At 71.9% G+C, this 24,982-nt stretch carries 20 protein-coding genes and 1 pseudogene; 11 read left to right on the top strand and 10 right to left on the bottom strand.

What is annotated here, in order from left to right:
- Positions 1–6: 6 nt before the first annotated feature.
- Entirely contained in the window at positions 7–1,467 is a 1,461-nt protein-coding gene (locus HAV40_RS02380) for a cryptochrome/photolyase family protein (protein WP_166378501.1), read from the bottom strand.
- A 28-nt stretch (positions 1,468–1,495) separates the two neighbouring features.
- The gene (locus HAV40_RS02375) at positions 1,496–2,164 is read right to left on the bottom strand and encodes a TetR/AcrR family transcriptional regulator (RefSeq protein ID WP_166378499.1); all 669 of its coding nucleotides are present in this window, start codon (positions 2,162–2,164) and stop codon (positions 1,496–1,498) included.
- 55 nt (positions 2,165–2,219) lie between these two features.
- Between HAV40_RS02375 and HAV40_RS02370 the strand changes: the two genes are divergently transcribed.
- Positions 2,220–3,341, top strand: a complete 1,122-nt coding sequence (locus tag HAV40_RS02370) for an FAD-dependent oxidoreductase (protein WP_166378497.1) — start codon at positions 2,220–2,222, stop codon at positions 3,339–3,341.
- Here HAV40_RS02370 and HAV40_RS02365 read toward each other — a convergent pair.
- Positions 3,338–4,609, bottom strand: a complete 1,272-nt coding sequence (locus tag HAV40_RS02365; RefSeq protein WP_166378495.1) for a WD40 repeat domain-containing protein — start codon at positions 4,607–4,609, stop codon at positions 3,338–3,340. The two genes, HAV40_RS02370 and HAV40_RS02365, sit on opposite strands and share 4 nt — an antisense overlap.
- Positions 4,610–4,853: 244 nt before the next feature.
- Between HAV40_RS02365 and HAV40_RS02360 the strand changes: the two genes are divergently transcribed.
- On the top strand, positions 4,854–6,803 hold the full coding sequence (locus tag HAV40_RS02360) for a sensor domain-containing diguanylate cyclase (RefSeq protein ID WP_166378493.1): 1,950 nt from the start codon (positions 4,854–4,856) through the stop codon (positions 6,801–6,803).
- Positions 6,804–7,048: 245 nt separating this feature from the next.
- On the top strand, positions 7,049–8,032 hold the full coding sequence (locus tag HAV40_RS02355; RefSeq protein ID WP_166378491.1) for a hypothetical protein: 984 nt from the start codon (positions 7,049–7,051) through the stop codon (positions 8,030–8,032).
- A gap of 142 nt (positions 8,033–8,174) precedes the next feature.
- On the opposite strand, the gene HAV40_RS02350 is transcribed toward HAV40_RS02355, so the two are convergent.
- On the bottom strand, positions 8,175–8,741 hold the full coding sequence (locus HAV40_RS02350) for a hypothetical protein (RefSeq protein ID WP_166378489.1): 567 nt from the start codon (positions 8,739–8,741) through the stop codon (positions 8,175–8,177).
- A 115-nt stretch (positions 8,742–8,856) separates the two neighbouring features.
- Here HAV40_RS02350 and HAV40_RS02345 point away from each other — a divergent pair, with 115 nt between their 5' ends.
- The 6 genes and pseudogenes from HAV40_RS02345 (at position 8,857) to HAV40_RS02325 (ending at position 15,816) form a co-directional block, all read left to right on the top strand.
- The gene (locus tag HAV40_RS02345) at positions 8,857–9,525 is read left to right on the top strand and encodes a PQQ-binding-like beta-propeller repeat protein (RefSeq protein ID WP_166378487.1); all 669 of its coding nucleotides are present in this window, start codon (positions 8,857–8,859) and stop codon (positions 9,523–9,525) included.
- A gap of 93 nt (positions 9,526–9,618) precedes the next feature.
- Positions 9,619–10,164 (top strand): hypothetical protein, encoded by a 546-nt coding sequence (locus tag HAV40_RS02340; RefSeq protein ID WP_166378485.1) that lies wholly within the window; start codon positions 9,619–9,621, stop codon positions 10,162–10,164.
- 244 nt (positions 10,165–10,408) lie between these two features.
- Positions 10,409–11,104: a M23 family metallopeptidase gene (locus HAV40_RS02335; RefSeq protein ID WP_239086298.1), complete on the top strand. Its 696-nt coding sequence runs from the start codon at positions 10,409–10,411 to the stop codon at positions 11,102–11,104.
- A 330-nt stretch (positions 11,105–11,434) separates the two neighbouring features.
- Positions 11,435–13,876 carry a PQQ-dependent sugar dehydrogenase gene (locus HAV40_RS02330; protein WP_203671339.1) on the top strand — a complete coding sequence of 814 codons (2,442 nt, stop codon included), beginning with the start codon at positions 11,435–11,437 and terminating at the stop codon, positions 13,874–13,876.
- A gap of 65 nt (positions 13,877–13,941) precedes the next feature.
- Positions 13,942–14,409, top strand: a pseudogene (locus HAV40_RS38245) (CBM35 domain-containing protein); the annotation flags it as partial.
- 33 nt (positions 14,410–14,442) lie between these two features.
- Positions 14,443–15,816: a cellulase family glycosylhydrolase gene (locus tag HAV40_RS02325; protein WP_409364971.1), complete on the top strand. Its 1,374-nt coding sequence runs from the start codon at positions 14,443–14,445 to the stop codon at positions 15,814–15,816.
- A gap of 42 nt (positions 15,817–15,858) precedes the next feature.
- Here HAV40_RS02325 and HAV40_RS02320 read toward each other — a convergent pair whose 3' ends face one another.
- The 5 genes from HAV40_RS02320 to HAV40_RS02300 all read right to left on the bottom strand — a co-directional run bounded on the left by HAV40_RS02320 (position 15,859) and on the right by HAV40_RS02300 (position 20,277).
- Positions 15,859–16,686 carry a hypothetical protein gene (locus HAV40_RS02320; RefSeq protein WP_166378481.1) on the bottom strand — a complete coding sequence of 276 codons (828 nt, stop codon included), beginning with the start codon at positions 16,684–16,686 and terminating at the stop codon, positions 15,859–15,861.
- 122 nt (positions 16,687–16,808) lie between these two features.
- Positions 16,809–18,002: an alginate lyase family protein gene (locus HAV40_RS02315; RefSeq protein WP_166378479.1), complete on the bottom strand. Its 1,194-nt coding sequence runs from the start codon at positions 18,000–18,002 to the stop codon at positions 16,809–16,811.
- Positions 18,003–18,113: 111 nt separating this feature from the next.
- The gene (locus tag HAV40_RS02310) at positions 18,114–18,491 is read right to left on the bottom strand and encodes a VOC family protein (protein WP_166378477.1); all 378 of its coding nucleotides are present in this window, start codon (positions 18,489–18,491) and stop codon (positions 18,114–18,116) included.
- 90 nt (positions 18,492–18,581) lie between these two features.
- On the bottom strand, positions 18,582–19,538 hold the full coding sequence (locus HAV40_RS02305) for a hypothetical protein (RefSeq protein ID WP_166378475.1): 957 nt from the start codon (positions 19,536–19,538) through the stop codon (positions 18,582–18,584).
- A gap of 121 nt (positions 19,539–19,659) precedes the next feature.
- Positions 19,660–20,277 carry a GNAT family N-acetyltransferase gene (locus HAV40_RS02300; RefSeq protein ID WP_166378473.1) on the bottom strand — a complete coding sequence of 206 codons (618 nt, stop codon included), beginning with the start codon at positions 20,275–20,277 and terminating at the stop codon, positions 19,660–19,662.
- Between the two features lie 142 nt (positions 20,278–20,419).
- On the opposite strand from HAV40_RS02300, the gene HAV40_RS02295 reads away from it, so the two are divergent.
- Positions 20,420–20,947 carry a GAF domain-containing protein gene (locus HAV40_RS02295; protein WP_166378471.1) on the top strand — a complete coding sequence of 176 codons (528 nt, stop codon included), beginning with the start codon at positions 20,420–20,422 and terminating at the stop codon, positions 20,945–20,947.
- 40 nt (positions 20,948–20,987) lie between these two features.
- Positions 20,988–23,066, top strand: coding sequence for a putative bifunctional diguanylate cyclase/phosphodiesterase (locus HAV40_RS02290; protein ID WP_166378469.1), 2,079 nt, complete (start codon positions 20,988–20,990; stop codon positions 23,064–23,066).
- Here HAV40_RS02290 and HAV40_RS02285 read toward each other — a convergent pair.
- Positions 23,053–24,945 carry a glycoside hydrolase family 15 protein gene (locus HAV40_RS02285; protein WP_166378467.1) on the bottom strand — a complete coding sequence of 631 codons (1,893 nt, stop codon included), beginning with the start codon at positions 24,943–24,945 and terminating at the stop codon, positions 23,053–23,055. The two genes, HAV40_RS02290 and HAV40_RS02285, sit on opposite strands and share 14 nt — an antisense overlap.
- Positions 24,946–24,982 lie beyond the last annotated feature (37 nt).

The following is a 24,982-nucleotide window of genomic DNA, read 5'->3' as shown; positions in this document are numbered from 1 at the left end:
TGGCGATCAGGGCGCGTGCGAGCCGCGGTGGCGCTCCTGCTCGACGACGGCGTCCAGATCGGCCAGCCGGTCGAGCTGGCGCAGCGGCTGGGCGAGCCGGACGTTGCCGTGCAGCCGCTCCCGGTTGCGGTCCAGGAACGCCCAGTACCCGGCCGTGTAGGGGCAGGCGTCGTCGCCGAGCCGGTGGCGCGGGTCGTAGCGGCACGGGCCGCAGTAGTCGCTCATCCGGTTCAGGTACGCGCCCCCGGCCGCGTACGGCTTGGTGGTGATCGCGCCCGCGTCGGCGTACTGGCTCATGCCGACGACGTTGGCGGTCATCACCCACTCGTAGCCGTCGACGAAGTTGCGGTGGTACCAGTCGGCCAGTGCGGCGGGCTGCCAGCCGCGCTGCAACGCGTAGTTGCCCAGCACCATCAGCCGGGGGATGTGGTGCACCCAGCCGCGGTCGCGCACCCCGGCGAGCACGTCGGACAGGCAGCGGGCCTGCACGGCGTCGGCGTCGAGGTCGGCGAACCAGCGGGGGAGCGCGCGGCGCGCGGCGAGCTTGTTCGAGCTGGGGTAGCGCTCGCCGAGGTGCCAGTACAGGTGCCAGATGTAGTCGCGCCAGCCGATGAGCTGCCGGATGAAGCCCTCCGCGCTGGCCAGCGGCACCCGCCCGGCGCGGTGGGCGGCCTCGGCCCGGTGCACGGCGTCGAGCGGGTCCAGCAGGCCGAGGTTGAGCGGCGCGGACAGCATGCTGTGCGCCAGCCACGGGTCGCCGGTGAGCATCGCGTCCTCGTACGGGCCGAAGGCGGCGAGCCGGTGCGTGACGAAGTGCCGCAGCCGGGCGTCGGCCTCGGCGTGCGTGACCGGGAACAGCCGGGGCCCGTCGCGTCCGGTGAAGACGATGCCTTCCTCCTGCCAGCGGTCGAGATCGGCGCGGACCTCGGCGTCGATGTCGTCCTCGGCGGGCATCGGCGGGGGCGGCACGTCCAGCCTGCCGTCGGCCGGGGGCGGCTCGCGGTTGTCGGCGTCGAGGTTCCAGCGCCCTCCGGTGGGCTCGTCGCCGTCCATGAGCACGTCGTGCAGGACGCGGGCGTGCCGGTAGAAGTCCTCCATGCGCAGCCGCCGCTTCCCGGCCGCCCAGGCCGTGAACTGGTCGGGGGACGTGACGAAGCCACGCGGGCCGTGCACGGTGACCCCGGTCGCGCGCAGCAGGTCCCGCGCGGCGCGCGACGTCGGGTGGCAGGCGTCGAGCGGTTCGCGTACCTTGGCCAGCGCCTCGCGGTAGGTCTCGGTGCGCAGGTGCAGTGCCTGGTCGCCGAGTTCGGCGGCGCGGTGGCGCAGCGCGGACAGCACCAGGTGCGCCTTCTGGCGGTGGAAGGCGCGGCGGCGGAACACCGACTTGGACTCGACGAGCAGCACCGGCTGGCCGGGTTCGTCGAGGAAGTGTGGTCCGAGCTGATCGGCGAACAGCCAGCGGCGCATGGTGCCATTGTCGGCCAGGCCGACGCTGTTACCCGCTGATCTGCGTGGCGTGTCCGGCGGCGGTCGGATGGACGCTCTGCCCGGCGGCGTCGTGTCCGGCGGCGAGTCCGCCGTCGACGATGGCCACGGCCAGCGGCCGGACCGCCTCCGGGGTCACCAGCTCGGCCGGGCCGGTCACCAGGGCGAACAGTGCGCCGCCGTACATCACGAGCATCGCCGGGATGGCGGCCGGTGGGATCGGGAGCCCCACCTCGGCGTGGTGGCCGCCGGTGAAGTCGGCCATCGCCGCGCTCAGGTCGTCGATCGCGGCCGCCAGGGCCGGTCTGCGCAGGCCTTCCAGGCGCAACTCGAAGATCGCGAGATACCGCGTGCGGTGCTGGCCCGCGGATAGCAGGAGCGAGCCAGTGATCAGGTCGATCGCGCGCGTGCGGTCGTCGGCGGCCGTGCCGCGCCCCGCTGACGGGTCGTGGTCGCGGGCGGCCTGCGCCATGTCGGCCTGGTGCTGCTCGATCACGCGCCGGGCCGTCGCCACGAGCAGCGCCTCGCGGGTGCGGAAGTAGTTCGACGCGGTCCCGGCGGGCAGCCCGGCCCGGTGGTCGACGGCCCGGTGGGTGACGCCGTGGACCCCGGACTCGACCAGCAGCGCGATGGCGGCGTCCGCGAGTGACGCCCGCCGCTGCTCGTTGGGTGGTGGCACCCGGTGATTATATGGCACCATCCGTTGTACAACGATCGTAGTGAACGGAGATGTCGTGGAGATTCTGATCGCCGGAGGCGGCGTCGGCGGACTGGCCCTGGCCCGCGGCCTGACCGGCTCCGGTCACCGGGTGCGGGTGCTGGAGGCCGCGCCCGCGCTGCGTACCGGAGGCGCCGCGTTCACGGTCTTCAGCAACGGGGCGGCCGCGCTCGCCGGACTCGGCGTGCCCCTCGCGGGCTTCGGCGGGCGGCTGGACACCCTGCGGTTCGACACCGCGGCCGGGGCGACGATGGTCACCGCCGACCTGGCCGGCGTCGCGCGCCGCATCGGCTTCCCCGTCGTCAGCACGCCCCGCGCGCGGCTGATCGAGCACCTGGCCATGGGCGTCGACGTCGAGTTCTCCCGCGAGATCGTCGGCGTCGAGGTCGGCGAGAACCGGATCACCGTCACCGACGCCACGGGCACCCGGCACGAGGCCGATGTCCTGGTCGGCGCGGACGGCCACCGTTCCGCCGTACGCCGCGCGGTCGTCGATCCGGCGCCCGCCGCCGAGAATCAATGGACCACCTGGCAGGGCCTGACAGCGGTGCTGCCCGAACTCGCGTCCGGCAGCACCGGCGTCTGCGTCGTCGGACCCGCCGGGCTCGTCGGCATGCTGCCCTCCGGCGGCGGACTGCTGCAGTGGTGGTTCGACGTGCACCAGCCGCTCACCGGGTCACCCGCCGCCGCGCTGGCCGAACGTTTCGCCGGCTACGGTCCGCTGGTCGCGGCGCTGCTGAACGAGATCCGCGACGCGGACCTGGAGGCGTTCCGCCACGTCACCCACCGCATCCCGGACCAGTGGGGCAGAGCAGGGGTGACGCTGCTCGGCGACGCCGCGCACGCCTTCCCGCCCACCCAGGCCCAGGGCGCCAACCAGGCGCTCGAAGACGCGTGGGTGCTCAACCGGGTGCTTCGCGAGACCCGGAGCTCACCCGCCGACGCGCTGCGGCGCTACGAACGGCTGCGCGCGCCACGGGTCCGCAAGGTCTCCCGCCGGGCGGCCAGCGAACGGACCAACAAACCCGTGCCCGCGGCACTGCGGCTGCTCACCAGCCTCATCCCGCGCAGCGCCATCACCGCGGCGTACGCGGCACAGCTGCGCGGCGTCAGCAGCGTCCTCAACGGTGAGGCCTAACGCGGCGTCACCAGACCGTCGAGCAGGACGGCGGTCACGTCCTCGCCGACGGTCACCAGGACACGGCCGTCGGCGGAGAAACCGCCCACCGTCATCTCCGGTGCGGTCCACAGCACCTGACCCGTGGCGTCGAACAGCACCGCACCGGCGTCGTCGACCGCGTTGACCAGCGGGCCGTGTCCACCCCACACGCACCGGGTCGACACCGCCGCCAGTGGCGAGTCCGCCGCGAGCTTCGCCGGGACGCCGGACGGCATGACCAGGCGCGTACCCGTCACCGTGTTCCCGGCCAGGTCCAGCACGCACGCCGCGGGGCGTACGTGCCGGGAGCCGCCGGTGTCCGGCAGGCCGCCCGCGACGGCGAGGCCGGTGCCGTCGGGGGCGAACGCCAGGGCGTTGACGGCGGCCAGGCCGGTGTCGTGGCACAGCAGGACCGCGCCGGTCGCGGCGTCGCGAACGACGACCCCGCCGGACGTGCCCGCGTGCGCGAGCCGCGCACCGTCCCGGTCCAGCGCCACCGGCCCGCAGTATGCGGCGCGCACGTGGTGCAGCAGCTCGCCGGTGCCGGTGTCGACGAGGTGGACGCCCCGCGCCGCCGAGCCCGCCACGACCCGCCGCCCGTCGCCGCTGAACCCGATGCGGACCGCCGTGTGCGCCATGTCGCCGTCGGCGGGGTCGGTGGTCTCGGCGAGCGCGAGCTGCCACAGCGGCTCGCCGCCGGGCGTCCGCCAGGCGTGCAGCCGCCCCTCGACCGAACACACCGCGACGGTTCCGTCCGGGCTGAGCTGGGCGTCGAGCGCCTCGTCGTGGAAGCCGGACCCGTCGAGCAGCATCGCCGGGGCGGTTTGGCCGCCGGTGCCCCATACGACGATGTCGCCGCCGTTGTGGTGCCACTCGGCGGCGGCGCACAGCAGCAGCCAGCTCGGGTCAGCCGGAACGGCGACCGCGGTGGCGCCCTCGGAGAAGCACGCGAAGTCGGTCTCGTCGCCATCGTCGGCCCCGGCGGCGGGCGGGCGGCCGTTCTGGACGTCTTCGAGGTCCCCGAGCGCACGCCAGGCCGCCGCCGCGTGCCAGGGACGGTGCACGCCCCGGCCGCGCTCGTCCCACCAGCCGTCGGGCATCGGCCGCAGATCGGCAGGCCAGGTCCGCAGATGCGACACGGCCGCGAGCATGTCCCGGGGCCCGGCGTCGGCGAGCAGGCGGCACACCTCTCGCCAGGCTTCGGCCGAGGGCGCGGCGGCAAGGAGCTCCCGCAGGGTGGAATCCATGGCGTCTCCTCCGTCGTCCCCGTCTTCGGCCGGAGCGTAGCGGGGCAGGCCCGCCCTGAGGGTGACGCCCGCCCCCTCGGGAACGAAACGCCACCTCCCCGGTGGCCGTGGTGCCGGTGGGGCCGGATCGTCAGACGTTACGCGAAGGCGGAGGACCATCTGAATCCTGAAGTAAAGTCACATTTGGTCTCCGTATCGCCGGGTGAGCACCCGGACGAGACCGCGGTGGCCGAAGGCGGTGCTCATGTCCGCAGACGCAGGCGCCCGCACGCCCCCCATCGACGGCGCTGGAGGACCGTGCAGAGGCGTTAGGGAACGATCCTGGCTGGGGTACGCGATCCTGTGGCTGGCCCTGCTGGCGGCCTACGTGACCGCCAACGGCCACGACCTGGCCCAGGCGATCGTCTTCACGGTGGCGAACCTCGCCTCCGTGCTGGCGATCCTGGTCGGCATCCGGCTGCACCGGCCCACCCGGCGGCAGCCGTGGTACCTGCTCGCCACCGGCCAGGCCGTCTACCTGGCGGCGAACATCACCTGGTATCTCGCCCCGGCGGTCGAGGGCCGGCCCACGGCCTTCCCGTCACCGAGCGCCGAACTGTTCCTGCTCTCCTACCTGATCAGCGCGCTCGCGCTACTGCAGCTCATCCGGGCCCGCCGGGTCGGCGGGGACTGGTCGGCGATGCTCGACGCCCTCATCATCGCCATCGCGTTCAGTTGCGTGAACCTGGTGCTCGTCGTCGCACCGCAACTGGCCGAGACCTCACTCACCCCGTACGGTCAGCTGCTCGCCGGGATCTACCCGTTCCTTGACATGATCTTCCTGGTACTGGCGATCAGGCTGTTCCTGGGCGCCGGAGGCGCCCGTGGCGCGCTCGCCCCGCTGGCCGCCTGGGCGGCGGCGCTACTGCTGGCCGACATCGCCTACGGCCTGGGCCAGGTCCGCAGCGCCGGGCAGGACGGCGACTGGTCGTTCCTCGGCTACCTGGCGTCGTTCCTGTTCATGGGCGTCGCCGCGCTGCATCCGGCGATGCGGGCCGTCACCGCCGAACGCGAGCAGCCGCGCATCGCGGGCCGGGTCAGGCTCATCGCGCTCGGGCTGTGCGGCATCCTCGCGCCGGGGATGGTCGTCGCCACGGTGAGCAAGGGGCACCGGGCGATACCGATCATCCTCGCCTGCGCCTCGGCGCTCATGTTCGTGCTGCTGATGCTGCGCGTCGGCGACCTGATCTCGAAGATCATCAAGGCCGGGCACGCGGAGCGGCAGCGCCTGCAGCAGTTCCTGGAGGCCATACCCATCGGGGTCGACGTACGCGACGCCGAGACAGCCCGGCCCGTGTACGTCAACAAGGTGGCCGGCCACCTGCTCGGCTACGACCCCGCACAGGTCATTGGCTACGACGGCTACCCGCACCTGTTCACCAGCGGCACCGCCGAGCCGTTCCCGCCCGAACGCCTGCCGCTCGTGCAGGCGCTGCGCGGAAACGTCAGCAGCGTCGACGACATCGAGGTCGAACACGGCGCGCAGCGGCGGCACCTGCGCGTGGTGGCCGCGCCGATCCGTGAGGGCGAGCGCATCCGGTACGTGCTGACCGCGTTCACCGACATCACCGCCGAGCACCGGATGGCCGACGAGCTGCGCCAGCTCGCCGTCGTCGACGAGCTGACCGGGGTCAACAACCGCCGGGGTTTCCTGCTCGCCGCCCGCACCGAGCTGGCCTTGGCCCGCCAGGCCCGCCGCGCCGGGGTGCTGCTGTTCATCGACGTCGACGGGCTCAAGGCGATCAACGACCGGCACGGCCACAGCGCGGGCGACAGCGCCCTGCTGAGCGCGGCTGACCTGCTCCGCGCCAGCATCCGCCGCCACGACGTGCTCGGGCGCATCGGCGGCGACGAGTTCTGCGTGATGCTCACCGAGGCGAGCACGCTCGGCGACGCCGACCAGTGGGCCGGGCGCCTGCGCGAACGGGTCGCCCGCCACAACGAGTCGGCCCGGGAGCACTACCGGCTCGCCGTCACCGTCGGGGCGACGGTCTTCGACCACGACACGCCGGGCACGATCGAGGATCTGATGGCCCGCGCCGACGAGGCCATGTACCAGGCGCGGGCACAGGACGACGGGCGGCCGGGCAAAGGCCCGGTCCGGATCAACGGCCGGGCACGCGGCGCGAGGCCGCACGAGCCGACCGGCCCGTAGCGCGCTGCGCCGATAGCCGCCGGGCGGCCGATGTCATCGGGTGCGTCGCCATCGCGACAGCCGGTGGTGAGCAGTCTGTCTCAACAGCCGACCGCAGTGTCGCCAATGGAGGATCAGCCCCCGATCGTCACGCCGATGGCAGGTCACCCGGCACGGGGCATACTGCGGTGATCACGCCTGGGAGCAGTGCGGCCCGGGTTCGCCATCGAGAAAGCGAGCGCCTGTTGAAGGCAGATCGTCGTCAAGTGCTGTCCATCGGCGTGTCCGCCGTCGTCGCGGCCGCCACCGCGCCGCTGGCGGCGTCCCCGGCCGCCGCGGCCGGTCCGCAGATCATCGGGCTGGGCCTGCTGCCCGGGATGACCGACAGCGTCGCCACCGACCTCAACGAGCACGGTGTCGTAGTCGGCAACAGCTCCGCGGGTCAGGTCTCCCGCGGGTTCCGCTGGAAGAATGGTGTCCTGACCGACCTCGGCTCCCTTGGCGGGCAGCGGGTCAACGTCACCGGGATCAACAACAACGGCTGGATCACGGGCACCAGCACGCTCGCCGACAACGTCTCCAGCCGCGCGTTCCTGTGGCGGCCGGGGCAGCCCATGATCGCGATCGGCCCGGCGGAGAGCTACGCCGACGACGTCAACGACGCGGGTGTCGTGGTCGGCCACGGCTTCGATCCGGGCTTCGGACGGCGGGGCTTCCGCTGGGAGAACGGCGTGACGACCGTCGTGGAGGACGTGACCGGCGGCTCCGATCTGGACTGGCGCAGGTTCGTGCCCGTGCAGGTCAACGGCAGCGGTGTGATCGCCGGTGACTGCCGTGACCTGGCCGCCCGGTGGGTGAACGGTGTGGTCGCGCTGGCCGGGGTGGCCGGTGCCTGGTCCGGCGGCGTCAACGCGGCGGGCGACGTCACCGTCACCGAGTACGCGCCGGCCGAGCGGGCGTACGTGTGGAAGGCCGACGGCTCCACGCGGCCGCTGCAGGTCCCCGCAGGCGCGGACCGGGTCTGGCCGACGGGCATCAACGCCGACGGCGACGCGGTCGGCAGCGCCAACACCGGCAACAACAACATCAGCCGCGCGGTGTACTGGTCCGAGACCGGCGTGGTGCACAGCCTGCCGAGCCTCGTGCCCGGCGGGCAGGCCGGCGCGACCCGGATCAACAACGCCAGCCAGGTCGTCGGCTGGGCGCGCGCGGCGGACGGCACGAACCGTGCGGTGCTCTGGAAGCCCTGATCCAGAAGTCGGCCCCGCTCGGCACCAGGCGCCGCACGAGGGGCGGACAGTCCTGGCAGTGGTTCTCGCCGGGCGTGCTCGTTGCGGGACGCTCAAGCGTCCGAAGACGAGCACGCCCCGGCGGCGTCCACCTGCCGGGCCGTCACGGCAGGTACGCCAGCATCCCGACCTCGGGGGCCAGCACTCCGGGCTGGGCCAGCGACCGGAAGTCGTCCTCGACCGACGCCCGGTCCGGCACCCCGGCGCGTACGGCGCGGTAGCGGACCGCCGACCAGAGGAACACGTCGAGGTCGTCGAACTGGGTGTGCCCCTCGATGACCTGCTCCTCGTGGAACCACGTCGCCACCCTGCCGTTGGTGAGCACGACGTAGTAGTTGCCGGATCCGTCGGCCCCGATCGACCACACGTCGTCGCTCGGCACCGGTGTTGCGTAGTCGGCGTCGAGGATCTCGCATTCGTTGGCGGCGAAGTCGAACCCGTACGACCAGTCGAAGACGTCCAGGAACTGCGCCATGGTCCGGGAGCGGACCCGGAGGTCGAACGCCGACAGCGCGGCGGCAGCGGCGGGCGGGAGCTTCGCGAGGAACGGCTCGACTGGCCGGACCGACGCCGGGAGGTCCACCCGTGATGCGCCGGGGAACCAGCGGGCCAGGTCGGCGTCGAGGTCGCGGTCGACATACCCGCTGACGTGATCAAGCGTGAGCGCCATCGGCAGATGGTAGCGGCCGCACGGATCGCCCAGACCGCGCCGGTCGGGGCGAACCTGCTGGATTAGTCTGCGCTCACGTGAACGACTGTCCACATGACGCCGGGGGAGAGCACGGGTGGAGCCGGAGATCATCGATCTGGGCGAGATCGGGGACCACGCGGATCCCGGCGGTCACCCGCGACGCCCGGCCCGCCATCTCAGGCTTCTGGCCATGGCGTGCGCGCTGCTGATGGCCGCCTCGCTCAGCGCTGCGGCCCCCGTGCGGCCGATCTTCGAACAGGTCGCCGTGCTGGACCTGACCGGCTCCGCCGCGGTCCGGCTCGACGCCGTCGAGTTGGTGGGCGACCTGGTCCTGGTGCGCGGCGACGAGGCGCTGTCGGCGTACGCGCTGGACGACGGCTCGCTGCGCTGGCGGCTGCCGCAGGCCGCGGTCCGCCAGCGCGACGTCGTATCCCCCGCGCTGGTGCCCGGCGTGCTGGTGCTGACCGACGACTTCGAGGACGGCAGGTCGTCGGTGAGCGTCGTCGACGTCGCGACCGGGGCCGTGCGGTGGAGCACACCCGGCAGCGTCGGGGTCGTCGGCGAGTACGCGCTGGACAGCCGGATCCGCACGGTGTCGCCCGGTGACCACCTGCCGTCCGAGCCCGCCGCGATGGACCTGACCGTGCGCGAACTGCGTACCGGCCGCGCCCGGTGGACGCTGCGGGGTGAGCCGTTCGCGGCCGCCGACGAGACGAGGATCGAGGGCTGGTCGGTCACCCCGCGCGGCGAGTTCACCGTGTAAGACCTCGGCGACGGCCGGGTCCTGCGCCGCGGGAAGGTCGCGTTCCCGCCCGGCGAAGCGCGGTTCGCCACGGTGTACGGCGGGATGCTGGTGGTGTCGTCCCAACTGTCCAACGGCGACTTCATGGAGATCAGGTACGACACGCTGACGCTGCGGGTGGTCGCCCCGACCGGCTCGCCGCTCAGGTTCGCCTGCGGCGAGTACGTCTGCCAGGTCGGTGACGCGGGCGGCAACCGCCTCCCGCTGGCGGTGCTGGATCGCGACACCTTGACCGAGCGCTACCGGCTCGCGCCCGGCATGCACCTGATACCGACGACGCAGGGTGCGATCACGGTCGCGGCCGACGCGACGGCGGCGCTCGGGGCCCCCGCGCGCCAGCTGATCGACCTGGCCGACGGCCACCCGCTGCTGGACCTGACCGGCTGGGGGCTCCAGCTCGCGTTCGACGAGAGCCGGCAGGCGCTGCTGGCCCGCCCGACCCCCGACGGCACACAGTTCGCGCGCATCGAGAACGGGCAGGTCAGACTGCTGGGCACGCTGCCACCGGTCCGCCAGTGTCACTACGCCGCGCAGCGACTCGCCTGCGTGTACGGCGGCAACCGGCTGGGGGTCTGGAGTATCGCCGCGCCGATGTCCTGAGCCGGGCGACCCGCCGCAGCCGTTCGTCCACGAGCGGGTGACGTTCGTCACTCGGCGTGTTTGTCGGCGGCGGGCGACGGCAGCGTCCGGGCCTGCGTCATCGATCACCTCCGCTACACGGCGTGATCGACCAGTGACGGCTAAGTGTTTGTCGGCGCCGACGGGGCTCGTTACGTTGGTGGTCGCATCACGGTTCAACCGACTCCGGGCTGTCCGGAGACCACCCGAGAGCTATGGAGCGTTCGTGACCTACCGGCCAGAGCTGCTGAAGGAAAGCGAACGCTACCGAGGCCGCCGACGCGCACCGGTGCCCTCCCGCCGCAGGTACGCCGCGGTGCTCGCGACCGCCGCCGTCGGCGCCGGAGCGGTGGTGCTCAGTTCGGGCGCGGCCATCGACGACGCCAAGACCGACCCGTTCACCGGTGAGGTGGCCGCCTACGCGCAGTCGCAGGGTGACGGCGCGCGCGCCGACGCCGCCGAGCGCGCCAACCGCAGCGAAGAGCGCACCATGGCCGCGACCGCCGACACGGCCGTCGCGTGGGTGCTGCCGCTGCACGACTACGAACTGCGCACCCGCCACGGCGACCCGCGCCAGGGCATCGACCTGACCGGTCTGCCGGAGGGCACGCCGTTCGCGGCGGTGCACGCGGGCACCGTGACGCAGTCGGGCTGGAACGGCGCGTTCGGGATCTCGATCATCATCGACCACGGCGACGGCGTGCAGACCGTGTACGCGCACGCCAGCAGGGTCCTGGTCCCGGTCGGCCAGAAGGTCGCCGCCGGCGACATGATCGCCCTGGTCGGCAACACCGGCCTGTCCCGCAGCCCCCACCTGCACCTCGAAGTGCACGTCAACGGCGTACCCCAGAACGCGCTGACCTGGTTCCAGAAGCAGGGCCTCGACTTCGACCTGGAGATCGAGTCCCCCTACGGCGCCTGACCCACCACCCCACCCCGGCCTCCGGCCGCCCCCGCCCCACCCCCTGCCGCAACTCTTAAAGAGTTGCGGCATCAGGCTGTCCCCGAGGCCGCGACTCTTTAAGAGTTGCGGCAGGAGGGGGCGCGCGCCCGTGGCGGGCGGGAGGGGGGTGGCGGGCGCGTTTGTGCCATTTCGGGGTGTTCGGGTTGACTGGATTGGCGGGAGACAATATCGTTCTCAGTCTATAAGTTAACTTAACTAACACTCGCGGTCGGCATCGTGACGCGGACCCTGCCTGAGCCCCCGGGAATCCGGTCTCGCGCGGTCGGCCGCCAGGAACGGAGCCCACCGATGAACTCCCCGCCGATCAGGCGCATCGCGCTCTTCGCCGCCGCGCTCTGCGTGGCCGCGACCGTCGAGGTCGCCGCCGCCGCACCGGCCGCGGCCGACACCGTCGGCCCGATCACCGGCGTCGCGTCCGGCAAATGCATCGACATCCCGTCCGGCACCACCGTCAACGGCACCCAGCTGCAGATCTACACCTGCAACGGCACCGCCCCGCAGACCTGGACCGTCGGCACCGACGGCACGATCCGCGCGCTGGGCGGCAAGTGCCTCGACGTCGCGGGCGGCGTCAACGCCAACGGCACCAAGGTGCAGATCTGGGACTGCTCGACGACCAACCCCAACCAGCAGTGGACGTACAGCAGCACGGCCCGCACCCTGGTCAACCCGGCCACCGGCAAGTGCCTCGACGTCGTCAACGGCTCCACCGCCGACGCCGCCAAGCTGCACCTGTGGACCTGCATCGCGAACCTGACCAGCCAGCAGTGGAACCTGACCACCGGCCCGCCGCCCGCGTTCACCGACTACCAGGCCGAGAACGCCACGATCTCCCAGGGCCTGGTCGAGTCCAATCACGCCGGCTACACCGGCACCGGCTTCGTCAACTACGACAACGTGACCGGGTCGTACGTGCAGTTCACCGTCACGGTCGCCACGGCGGGCGTCTACCCGCTGACGCTGCGCTACGCCAACGGCACCACCATCGACCGGCCCATGGACGTCACCGTCAACGGCAGCCCCGCCGCCCCCGGACTGTCCTTCCCCGGCACGGGCGCCTGGCCGACCTGGGTCGACAAGACGATCACCGCGAGTCTGACCGCCGGCACCAACACGATCCGGGCCGCCTCGACCACCGTCAACGGCGGCCCGAACCTGGACCGGCTGCGGGTCACCGCGCCGTCGGACAGCCAGCCGCCGACCGCGCCCAGCAGCCTGCGCGTCGTCGGCGTGGTCCGCCCCACCGGCGTCGACCTCGCCTGGAACGCCGCGACCGACAACGTCGGCGTGGCCCGCTACGTCGTCTACAACGGCGGCAACGTCGTCGCCGAGGTCGGCGGCAACATCCTCACCGCGACGCTGACCCTGCAGCCGAACACGTCGTACGTGTTCAGCGTGCTGGCCTACGACGCGGCGGGCAACCCGTCGCAGGGCAGCAACAACCTGCCCGTCACCACCCCGCCCAGCACCGACGCGCAGCCGCCCACCACGCCGGGAAACCTGCGCGCCACCGGCGTCACCGCGAGCACCGTGACGCTGGCCTGGAACGCGTCCACCGACAACGTCGGCGTACGCGGCTACCGGGTGTCGCGCAACGGCACCCAGATCGCCGACGTGCCGGACCTGACCGCCACCGACACCGGCCTGACCGCCGCGACCACGTACCAGTACACGGTGCTGGCCTACGACGCCAACGGCAACACGTCCCCGGCCAGCACCGTCCTGCCGGTGACGACGTCCACCCAGGCCGGTGGCGGCGACCCGGTCTTCGACCGCAACGTCAACACCCAGCTCGACCTGCCGTGGGGCATCGCGTTCCTGCCCGACGGCAGCGCGCTGGTCGCCGAGCGCGACCGGTTCGAGATCGTCCAGGTGACCCTGGCCGGGCAGAAGACCGTCGTCGGCACCATCACCGAGGCGGTCACCACCGCCGGCGAGGGCGGCCTGCTCGGTCTGGCCGTCGGGCCGAACTTCGCCACCGACCACTGGGTGTACGCGTTCCACACCGCCGCCTCCGACAACCGCCTGGTCCGGTTCAAGTTCGAGAACGGCGTCATCGGCGCTCGCGAGGCGCTGGTCACCGGCATCGCCAAGAACCGTTTCCACAACGGCGGCCGGGTCAAGTTCGGCCCCGACGGCTACATCTACGTCACCACCGGCGACGGGCAGGACAGCAGCCGCTCGCAGAACCTCAACTCGCTCAACGGCAAGATCCTGCGGGTCACCACCACCGGCGCGGCCGCGCCCGGCAACCCGTTCGGCACCCGCGTCTACAGCCTGGGCCACCGCAACCCGCAGGGCCTGGCCTGGGACTCGCAGGGGCGGCTGTGGTCGTCGGAGTTCGGCGACAACACCTGGGACGAGCTCAACATCATCACGCCGGGCTCCAACTACGGCTGGCCGACCTGCGAGGGCACCTGCAGCAACCCGTCCTTCGTCAACCCGGTGCGCACCTGGAGCACCGCGTCGGCCTCGCCGAGCGGCCTGGAGATCGTCAACGACTGGATCTACATGGCCGCCGTACGCGGCACCCGGCTGTGGGTCATGCGGATCACCGGGAACACCACCGACACTCCGCGCGCCTTCTTCAACGGCTCCTGGGGACGGCTGCGCACCGTGGTCAAGACCCCCGACGGCGGGCTGTGGCTCACCTCGACCAACAACGACATGAACGGCGGCACGCCGACCGTGCTCAACAACGTCATCGTGCGCCTGCGCTTCGCCTCCTGACCGGCCCGCGGGCCCGCGCGCACCCGCTCGCGGGCCCGCACCCCAGACCAGCAAGGAGTTCCTGCATGAAGATCCTCAACAGGCCGTTGCGGGCGGCCGGGCTGGCGTCACTGGTGACGCTGGCGGCGCTCGCCGTCGGCGTCACCCTGCCCGCCTGGGCCGCGCCCACCCGCTACGAGGCCGAGTCGGCGACCATCTCACAGGGTGTCGTCGAGTCCAACCACGCCGGGTTCTCCGGCTCCGGCTTCGTCAACACCGACAACGCGGTCGGCTCGGCCGTGCAGTGGTCGGTGACGCTGCCCAGCGCGGGCAACGCCACCCTGACCATCCGGTACGCCAACGCCAGCGGCGCCAACCGGCCCGCCGACATCATCGTCAACGGCACGACGGTCGCCGCGGCCAGCGCCTTCAACGTCACCAGCGCGTGGACGACCTGGACCGACAAGTCCGTCACCGCCCTGCTGGCCGCCGGGACCAATACGATCCGGGTCGCCGCCACCACCGCCCAGGGCACCGCCAACCTGGACTACCTCGACGTCGAGGTGATCACCGCTCCGAGCGAGACGCTGCTGTCACGCGGCAGGCCCGCGACCGCGTCGTCGGTCGAGGACGCCACGCTGCCGGCGGCCAACGCCGTCGACGGCAGCACCACGACGCGCTGGGCCAGCGCGGCCGGGGTCGACCCGCAGTGGGTACGGGTCGACCTGGGCGCGCCGTCGTCGATCACGCGGGTGGAGCTGAACTGGGAGGCGGCGTACGCGACCGGCTACCGGATCGAGGTCTCCGCCGACGGCTCGGCCTGGACCAGCGTCTACAGCACCACCACCGGCAACGGCGGCACGGACGCGATCACCGGGCTCGGCGCGAACGGCCGCTACGTCCGGGTGTACGGCACGGCGCGGGCCACCCAGTGGGGCTACTCGCTGTGGGAGTTCGACGTGTACGGCACCGGACCGTCGGTGCCGCCCAGCCCGTCGGCCCCGCCCAGCCCGCCGACCGGCACGACGCCCGTCGCGATCAACGGGCAGCTGCGGGTCTGCGGCGTGAAGCTGTGCAACCGCTACAACCAGCCGATCCAACTGCGCGGCATGTCGACGCACGGCATCCAGTGGTATCCGCAGTGCGTCAACGACTCCTCGCTCAACGCGCTGGCGACCGACTGGAACGCCGACGTGCTCCGGGTGTCGATGTACGTCCAGGAGGGCGGCTACGAGACCAACCCGCAGCTGTTCACCGACCGGGTGCACGGCTACATCGAGCAGGCCACCGCCCGCGGTATGTACGTCATCGTCGACTGGCACATGCTCACCCCCGGCGACCCGAACTACAACCTGGCCCGCGCCCGCACCTTCTTCACCGCCATCGCGCAGCGCCACGCGAACAAGACCAACATCCTGTACGAGGTCGCCAACGAGCCCAACGGCGTCGGCTGGCCGGCGATCAAGAGCTACGCCGAGCAGATCATCCCGACCATCCGGGCCATCGACGCCGACGCGGTCGTGCTGGTCGGGACCCGGGCCTGGTCGTCGCTGGGCCTGTCTGACGGGTCCAGCGAGACCGAAGTGATCAACAACAAGGTCAACGCGACCAACATCATGTACACGTTCCACTTCTACGCCGCGTCGCACGGCAGCAGCTACCTCAACGCGCTGTCGCGGGCCGCCGACCAGATCCCGATGTTCGTCACCGAGTTCGGCACCCAGGAGGCCTCCGGCGACGGCCCGAACAACTTCACCCAGGCCCAGGCGTACCTGGACCTGATGGCCGCCAAGAAGATCAGCTGGACGAACTGGAACTACAGCGACGACTTCCGCACCGGAGCCGTCTTCACCACGGGCACCTGCGGCACCGGGCCATACGCCGGAACCAGCAGGCTCAAACCCGCCGGGGTATGGGTGCGCGACCGCATCCGCACCGCCGACAACTTCCCGACCGGCTGAGCCGGGCGCGGTGCCGCTCCGGAGTCCCCGGGGCGGCACCGCTCAGTACGGCGCGGGGATGAGCATGTCGATGCAGCGCCAGATGACGGGCTGCCCGACCTGCCCCAGCATCGGGCGGCTGCACACCTCGATGTCGATCCAGCCCTCCCACGACCACCCCATGACGGTGTCGATCTCGTTCAGGCAGGCGTCGCCGTCGAGCCAGTTGTTCCAGGTGCTGACGTGGACCTTGGCGCAGGTCATCGCGCCGGTCGGGTCCAGCGACGACAGCGCCGAGCGCAGGTCGCCGGGCAGGTGCTGGCCGTCGCCGTCCAGTTCGACGCCGGGCCGCTTGATCGCGTACTCGTAGGTGGAGCCGGTCAGGTACTTCCAGCGCATCCCGGTGCCGACCGAGCGCAGCGTGGGGTCGTTCTTGGAGCTGGGGATCCACAGGTGCAGCGACTCCTCGTACGAGGTCGACTGCGGGTATGAGTGCTGGATGACGACGAGCAGCTTGCCGTCGAAGTGCTGCTGGTAGGCGTACGTCTTGGTGACGCCGTTGCCGCAGGCCTTGACGTCGGCGAGGTAGCCCACGCCGTCGGCGTAGATCAGCGCGCGGGCGCACATGCCGTCGTCGGCGGTGTCCTGGATGGTGCCCAGCGTGGTGCGGTCGCCGCCGCTGTCGGTGCCGTAGCCGGTCAGCTTCACCCCGGGAAGCGTCGCGCTGTACTGGTACGACGTGCCGGTGTAGTAGTCCCAGGACGCGCCCCAGCCCGCGCCGCTGGGCAGCGCCTGCGCCGGGGCCGCCACGAGGAACGGCGCTGACGTGAGCGCCACGGTCACGGCCAGCAGCAGACGCCGGAACCGGGTGGTGCGGGGACGAGCGGACACGGCTGCCTCCGAAGGGGACGATCGACAGCTACACCTTCGCCGCTGCGGCGCTTTTCGTGGTCGTGGCGTCGGCGACGCGACAGCGCCACAGCGGACGTCACCGCTGTGGCGCTGCCGGACGCTCAGTTCGGGTTGGCGGCGTGGGTGAGGGTCTCCCAGGCGACGAACAGGTTGTTGGTGCCGGCGGGACGCTGGTTGAGGGTGAGCGTCTGGGTGTTGGTCATGCCGATGCCCAGCCGGAAGTTGAGCGCGTTGAAGCCGACCTCGGTGATCGGGCCGAGTCCCAGGTGCAGGCTGCCGCCGCACAGCCACGACGGCGGGGCCGTGCCGAGCTGGTACTTGCTGTGCAGGCCCAGCGCGTGGCGCAGCCGGTCGGTGAACTCCGGGTAGAGGTCCTGGCCCTGGATGCGGCTGGTCTCGGCGATGTGGGTGGCCGAGGAGATGCCGTAGCCGGTGTGCGTGAAGTCGCGGCAGGTCTCCTGCGACAGCCCGTCGACGAAGGTGCTCTGGCCCTGCCAGTAGTTGATGATCTCGCTCGGGGTGTCGATGCCGCCGCCGGGCCCGTACGGCACCGAGCCGTCGGTGGCGAGGTAGAAGTAGGCGCGCATACGGTTGCGGAACCTGGTCACCGCCCGGTCGTAGGCGCTGCGGTCCTCCAGGAACACCGCGATGCCCAGCGTCGCCTCGTTCATGCTCAGGTCCCAGTTGCCGTTGCTGGTGGTGTTGCCGTTGATCACCTCGGGCAGGTACACGTTGCGCAGCATGGTGGCGAACCGGTTCACGTTGGGCCAGCCCGTGTACGTGTAACGGATGATCTCGGCGGCGCGCGGCCAGGTCGACCCGGCCCACGCCGTCTGCAGTGGCGCGTTGCTGTTGGTGTGGTCCACGATCACCGCCGACCAGGCGTCCATGATCTGGATCGCCTTGTCCGCGTACCGGTTGTCACGGGTGATGTACCAGGCCAGCGCCATCGTGTACGCCGCGATGGCGTCCTCGCGCTCGTCGGTGCAGCCGAGGTTGGGATTGGAGTACGAGCCGCATTCGACCACGGCACGCGGCTTCGGGGCACGGGTCAGCGAGGCGTAGCGGCTGCCCATCATCTGGTCGTACGCCTGCCGCCAGGGCTGGGCGTTGCTGTTGACCTTGCCCCGGACGAAGTCGAGCTGCGCGCGGCTGACCAGCACGCCGGGGTGGGCGAAGGTGGCGGGTGCGGCCTCGGCGCGGCGCTCGGTTCCGGCGGGGACCACGGCGAGCGCGGTTCCGAGCAGGGCGATCAGGGCGAGGGTGAGCGGCATCCGCCGTCGGGTGTGGAGCATCGGCGTCCTCCCTGAGACGGCTCGGGAGCGGCCAAGCCATGAACTGTAAGGTAACTTTCCTTACTAAACATGGCTGATCTCAGGACTGTCAACACCTTCGATATGCCGTCGTCAGCCGCCGTAGGGCCGGGTGATGATTTCGAGGTTGTGCCCGTCCAGGTCCTCCCAGTACAGCCCACGGCCGCCGTCGTTGGTGTTGATCTCGTTCGGTCTGCCGTGGAACGGATCGGCCCAGTAGGTCAGCCTGCGCTCGCGGATGCGCGTCCAGATCTGGTCGAACTCGTCCTCGGTGACCAGGAACGCGTAGTGCTGGGTGCGGATCGGACCGTCGGCCCGTACGACGTCGAGCGACACGCCGTTGGCCAGGGCGACTACCCGGAACGGGCCGTAGCTCGCGGCGGGGGCGAGGCCGAGCAGGTCGACCAGGAAGTCGGCGGTGCGGTCGCGGTCGGTGGCCATGACGATGGTGTGATTGAGCTGTACGGGCATGGTGTCCATACTGCCCGAGAGCGCCGCTGGGGCGGCATGCCTTCACGGGGCCGCCCCAGCGGTGTCCCGCGCCGCTTGGCGCCGGACCGGTCACAGGTGCGCGATGACCAGGTGTCCGGTGGGGTCGAAGTAGGTGTAGTAGTGGTAGTCGCCGTCGGCGGGCTGCCCCACACCGGCCGCGGCCTGCTCGCCCATGTCGCTGGCGTGGAAGCAGGTCGGGATGCAGCCCTCGGAGTAGCCGTAGAAGACCGAGCCGTTGTCGCCGCGGAAGGTCACGTACAGGTCGGCGGTCGCCGACGACAGGCCGGGCGCGTGGGTGCTGCCCGCCGACGCGGTGACCTGTGACCGGTGGCTCAGCGTCGCCGACCCGGTGAACGAGCCGACCTGGATGCTGTGCGCGGCGTCGCCGGACGCCCAGGCCAGCACGATGCCCAGGTTGCTGCTGCCGCTGTCGTCGTAGACGAGCGCGGGACCGGCGACGCTGGTCTCGGGCAGCACGACGCGGTGGGTCAGCGTCATCGTGCCGCCGGTGGCGCAGGCCGCGCTGTTGAGGCGGCCGACGTTGAGGTGCCCGGCCGGGTCGATCCAGGCCACATGGCGTACGCCCGCGGGGTCGGTGGCCAGCGCGGGCGCGTGCGCGGACGCGACCCCGGTGAACGCGGTCCGGCAGGTCAGCGCCGCGCCGGTGGTGTACGCGGCGGTCAGCGTGTTGCCGTTGTCGCCCGCGGGCCACGCGACGTAGACGCCGGTGCCGTCGGAGTCGAGCGCCGCGCCCTCGCCCTGCGGCACCCGCTCCTCGCCGGGCACCTTGGTGATGCGCAGCCCCGCGCTGGTGGAGTAGCCGACGACCAGTTGCTTGGCGGCAGCGGTGCCGGACGATCCGGCCCAGGCGATGTACATCCGGGCCCCGGCCAGCGCCAGCGCGGGCCTGCCGCTGCCGGTGTTGCCGAGCGTGAGCGCGGAAGCGGGCACGCCGCCGGTGGCGGCGAGCACGGTGGCGGCGATCGTGGCGGCGCAGAGGCGCAGCGTGAGCCGTCGACGTTTCATGGGTGGACTCCTGGAGAGAAGGGAAGCGCCGGCGTGGGAGAGCGCTCTCCGGCGGCCACAGTCTCCGGCCCGCACGCGATGCCGTCAAGAAAGGCGTCGATACCTGGACAGTCGGCCGGGCTCAGTGGGGGAACTGTCCCGCCTGCCACATCTCGCGGGTCAGCTCGTACTCGACCTCGCCCAGGTCCGCTCCCGGCAGCGGGTCGTCCCAGGTGGGGAAGTACGTGCGCACGTATCGCATGCCGATGGCCTCCATCACGCCGCGCGACCCGGCGTTCACGGCCATGGTCTGCGCGATCACCCGGCTCTGCCCGACGCCGTCGAAGGCGTGCCGCAGCAGGGCGCGGGACGCCTCGCTGGCGAAGCCCTTCCGCCAGTGCCGACGGAGGATGCGGTAACCCAGGTCGCTGACGGTCGGATCGGCGGGCTGGTCGGGGCCGTGCGCCGGGGGCAGCATCATCAGCCCGATGAACTCGCCGTCTTCCTCACTCGCTGGTGGCGTCGCGCCGGGTGCGCCGCCGACGGGCCCGAACGCTGTCCAGAAACCCAGGCCGTCCACCTTGCCCGCGTGGGCCATCCGGTCGGCATGGGCCGCGACCACCTCATCGCGGGGGCGTGCCCGGCCGAAGAGGTAGCGCAGCACCTCCGGATCGGAGTCGAGCTGCACCTCCAGCTCGAGGTGCCGGTCGGCGAGCGGAACCAGCAGCAGTCGCTCAGTGCGCAAGATCGGTTGGGCCACCCGGCAACGCTCACACGCCCGCCCCCGCCGCGCAAACCGTTTCCGCCGTCACCGCAGCCTGAGCCGCGCTGGATGCCGGGTGCGCGGGGGGTTTGGGGCGATATATTTATGTTCGGCGAGTCGAGAGTAGGAGGGGCGGATAATGCATGTCAATGCGGTCAGTCCCATCGAATGGGCGATCGAGATGCTGTACCAGTCGAAAACGGCCGATGACGTCCAGAGCGCCCTGCGCTGCAGTGCCCGCGCCGCGGTCCAGGCGCAGGGGGTGACCATCGTGCAGCTGGAGGACGGCCAGTGCCACTACCTCTACGAGGACGCGATGAGCCCGCTCTGGGCGGGCCAGCGCTTCCCCGCTACGACGTGCGTGAGCGGGTGGGCGATGCTCCACGACCAGACCGTGGCCATCCCGGACATCCGCACCGACGAGCGCATCCCGCAGGCGGCCTACCGTCCCACGTTCGTCCGCAGCCTGCTGATGGTGCCGATCCGGGTGCAGGGGTCACCGGTCGGCGCGATCGGCGCCTACTGGGCCGAGCCGCACCAGGCGACCGCCGCTGAGGTCGACGTCCTGGAACGGCTCGCCACGGCGGCAGGACAGGCGCTGACCGGCATCTCCGTCGACCGTCCGGGCCTCGGCAGCGGCCTGGCGGACGGCGCGATGGCCGGCTGAGGCGGCCGGACAGCGTGCGGCGGCGGGGATGACCGCCCACATGCGACAGCAGCCCCCGTCGCCGCCCGGCCGAGCGGACGCCTGTCGGGTGCTGCGTGACGCGGCGGTCGACCTCGTCGTGGCCTCGTCCGCCGGGGAGGTGGTGGCGGCACTGGACCGCGCCGTCACCCGGCTCATGCCGCCCGGGTGGGCCCATGAGCTGTGCCTCAAGCTGATCGAGGATCCCGACCCGGCGGACGGCGACCTGAGCGGCCGAGACCCGGGCGGAAAGCTCCTGCCGATCGAGGTGGACACCGCGGTGGGCCGCGCCGGGATCCTGCTGGTCGACCCGGTCACCGCGGGCGACGTACACCTGCGACCGGATCTCGAAGCACTGTCGGTGCAGGCCGCACTGGCGATGGACCGGATCAGGCTGACCGCCGAGGTGGACCGGCACCGCCGCTTCCGCGAGATCGAAACCCTGATGGAGCAGACCCGCGACGTGGTGCTGATCGTCGACGCCGACAGCTGCATCCGGTACGCGAGCCCGTCGGCGCGCCACGTCTTCGGCACCTCCGCCCTGCGCCACGTCAGGCTGCTCGACTTCGTCGCCGCCAGCCAGCGGCCGGCGGCCGCGTTCCTGCTGCGGCACGTGCAGGCGGGCTCGGGCGAGAGCCGCGCCGACTGGACCATCCAGGCGCTGGACGGCCGGACACCGGTGGTCGAGGTCACCTGCCGCGAGCTGCGGCCCGGCGACGCGGCCCGCGACGTGGCGCTCACCCTGCACGACGTCACCGCCCAGCGGCGGCTCGAGCACGACCTGACCGACCGCATGTTCCACGACGCCCTGACGGGGCTGCCCAACCGGGTTCTGTTCGCCGAACGCACCGAACACGCCGTCGCCGCGGGCACCGGCCCGGTCGCCGTCGTCCTGATCGACCTCGACGACTTCGGGTCCGTCAACGACAGCTTCGGCCACGCCGTCGGCGACGAGGTGCTGCACCAGCTGAGCGTGCGGCTGCGCGACATCATCGGCGACCAAGGCCTCGCCGCCCGGTACAGCGGGGACGAGTTCGCCGCGCTGATCACCGACGCCGACACCGCCGCCGACGTCGAGCACACCGCGATCCAGTTGTGCCGGGCGCTGGCCGTGCCGATGCGCACCAGCGGCGGCGCGGTCGTCGTCTGCGAGGCGAGCATCGGGGTCGCCACCACCAGGAACGCCCGCAGTGCGCACGAGCTGCTGCGCAACGCCAACCTGGCGCTGCGGGCCGCGAAGTCGGCCGGGGCCGGGCAGTGGCGGCGGTACGAGCCGTCGATGACCGACCGGACGCGGCAGTCGGAGCTGCGCGCGGCCCTGGGCCGGGCGGTCGGCGAGGACACCCTGTTCCTCGAATACCAGCCGATCGTCGCCCTGGGCACCGGGCGCACCGTGGGGTTCGAAGCCCTGCTGCGCTGGCAGCATCCGGCCCACGGGCGGCTCCTGCCGGGGGAGTTCATCGACCTCGCCGAAGAGTCCGGGCTGATCGTCCCGATCGGCGAATGGGTGCTGGCGAGCGCGATGCGCGCGGCCTGCCGGTGGTCTGCCGGGGCGCGGGCCCGTGCCCCGTACGTCAGCGTCAACGTCTCGGCGCAGCAGTTCCGGTCGGACGACTTCGTCGACACGGTGACGCGGCTGCTCGCCGAGACCGGGCTGCCCGCGCAGCGGATCGTCCTGGAGATCACCGAGAGCCAGCTGCTGCGCGACGACGACAAGGTGTGGCACGCGCTGGAACTGCTGCGGGCCAGGGGTGCGCGGGTCGCCATCGACGACTTCGGCACCGGCTACTCCGCGCTGGGCTACCTGCGGCAGATCCCGCTCGACATCGTCAAGCTGGACCGGGTGTTCGTCCGGGGGCTGGGCACGTCCCGGCGGCAGCGGGACCTGGTGGAGGGCATCGTCACGCTGACCCGGGCACTGAACCTCGACATCGTGGCCGAGGGCATCGAGACCGAGCACCAGCGCCAGGCGTCGGCCGCGACCGGGTGCCGGTACGGCCAGGGCTATCTGTTCTCGACGCCGCTGCCCGAGGCGCAGACACTGCGCTGGCTCGCCGACGGGCGCGGATCGCCCCGGGCCGCGCCGGTCACAGCTCCTTGAGCAGTTCGGACAGGATGATGCGCCCGGCCGCCTCGATCAGCGCCAGGTGCGAGAACGCCTGCGGGAAGTTGCCGAGGTGCCGTCCGGCCTCGGCGTCGAACTCCTCCGCGTACAGGCCCAGCGGCGAGGCGATGGTGAGCAGCCGTTCCATCATGTCGCGGGCGCGGTCCAGCCGCCCGGTCGCGGCCAGCGCCGACACCAGCCAGAACGAGCAGATCAGGAACGTGCCCTCCTTGCCGCTCATGCCGTCGTCGGTCTCGTCGGTGCGGTAGCGCAGCACGTACCCGTGCTCGGTCAGCTCGGTCGCGATCGCCTCTACGGTGTTGTGCAGCCGCTCGTCGTGCGGCGGCAGGAAGCCGAACAGCACCGCCAGCAGCGTCGAGGCGTCCAGGGCGTCGGTCGCGTAGTGCTGGCGCAGCACGCCGCGCTCGCTGACGCCGTGGGCGAGGATGTCGGCGCGGATCTGCTCGGCGGTGTCGCGCCAGGCCGCCGCGCGGGTGCTGTCGCCCCGGATGCCGGCCAGGGTCGCGGCCCGGTCCAGGGCCACCCAGCACATGAGCTTGCTCGACACGTAGTGCTGCGGCTCGCCGCGCGCCTCCCAGATGCCCTGGTCGGGCTCCTGCCAGACGGCGGTCGCGCACTCGGCCTGGGAGACCACGATCGGCCACAGCCGCCGGGGCAGCCGCCTGCTGTGCCGGGTGTGCAGCAGGATCGAGGCGAGCACCGAGCCGTACACGTCGTTCTGCCGCTGGTCGAAGGCCCCGTTGCCGATGCGCACCGGCTGCGCGCCGTCGTAGCCGGACAGGTCGTCGCGGGTCGACTCGGTCAGGTCACGGCGACCGTCGATGCCGTACATGATCTGCAGTGAGCCGTCCTCGGTCGCCTCGACGTCGGCGACGAACTGCATGAACTCCTCGGCCTCCCATTCGAGGTTGAGCCAGTGCAGCGCCTTGAGGGTGAACGTGGTGTCGCGCATCCACGTGTAGCGGTAGTCCCAGTTGCGCTCCCCGCCGGGCGTCTCGGGCAGCGACGTGGTCAGCGCGGCGACCGTGGCCCCGGTGGGCATGTAGGTCAGGCCCTTGATGACCAGCGCCGAACGCTGCAGCGGGTCGCGCCAGCGGTGGTCGGGGATACGCGCCCCGGCCAGCCAGGTGCGCCAGTACTCGGTGGTGGCCTCGATCATGGCGTGCGCCCGGCTGCTGTCCGGCGGGACCCTGGACGGGTCCGCCCAGGACAGCGTGCAGTACGCCCGTTCGCCCGCGTGCAGCACGTGCCTGCCCCGGACCCGCGTCCCCTCGATGCCCAGCGGCAGGTCCGAGCGCAGCCGCAGGTCGGGCGAGCCGTTGACGGTCGCGGCGATCGACGGGTCGTCGGCAGCCAGCGCCCACGCGGCGGGCGTACGCCCGTAGTCGAAGACGGGTTCGCAGACCATTTCCAGCTCCACCTGGCCCTTGAGGCAGACGGCGGTGCGTACGAGCAGGTGGGCGGCGTCGTCGTCGGCCGGTGGCCGGGTGTGCGGGGTGACCGTGTCCGCGCCCTCGCGCGGGCCGATGATCAGCGCGTCGGTGACCAGCAGCCAGCCCGACGTGGTCCGCCAGGTCGTCTCCAGCACGTTGGTGCCCGGCCGGTACACCCGTGCCGTCGGGTGCGCGATGGCGTACGGGCCGAACCGGAACATGCCCGCCTCGCGGTCCAGCAGGCTGCCGAAAACGCTGGGGGAGTCGAAGGCGGGCACGCACAGCCAGTCGACCGACCCGTCGGGGGCGACCAGCGCCCCGGTGTGGCAGTCGGACAGGAACGCGTACTGCGCGATCGGCGGGAACGGTGAGGGCACCGTGGTGTTCTGCTCGGCGGTGACGCGGGCGTCGATCGCTGTCATGCGGCCACCCCGTCGTCGCCGTATCCTGGCAGCCTTG

The organism is Catellatospora methionotrophica (genome assembly GCF_011297335.1).
In the GTDB taxonomy this organism is placed as follows: Bacteria; Actinomycetota; Actinomycetes; order Mycobacteriales; family Micromonosporaceae; genus Catellatospora; species Catellatospora methionotrophica.
Note: the sequence above shows the minus strand (reverse complement) of the source record. Positions and strands in the feature narration are given on the sequence as shown.